This window comes from Pseudomonas sp. AD21 (assembly GCF_002878485.1).
GTDB lineage: Bacteria > Pseudomonadota > Gammaproteobacteria > Pseudomonadales > Pseudomonadaceae > Aquipseudomonas.
In genome coordinates, this window is record NZ_NQYG01000160.1 from 1 (window position 1) to 244 (window position 244).

The 244-nt window shown below is 60.2% G+C and carries 1 pseudogene; it reads right to left on the reverse strand.

Features of this window, described 5'->3' with window-relative positions:
- Positions 1 to 49: 49 nt before the first annotated feature.
- Positions 50 to 244: pseudogene (locus PseAD21_RS30145) on the reverse strand (hypothetical protein); the annotation flags it as partial.

Below are 244 nucleotides of genomic sequence, written 5' to 3' on the forward strand. Positions count from 1 at the left end.
ACACCGCCTTCGCGAGCAAGCCCGCTCCCACAGGGGATCTGCTGTGGGTTCAGGAGTTGTGGTTAGTCAGGGCGTGCTCCATGCGGGCGATGCCTTCTTCGAGCAGCGAGCGCGGGCAGCCGAAGTTCAGGCGTACGAATTGCTGGTGTTGATCACCGAAGTCGAGAACGGGCGAGTTTGATCGGGTGCTGGATGCATTTCTTGCGATGGCAATGCAAAACCAACGTGGGAGCGGGCTTGCTCG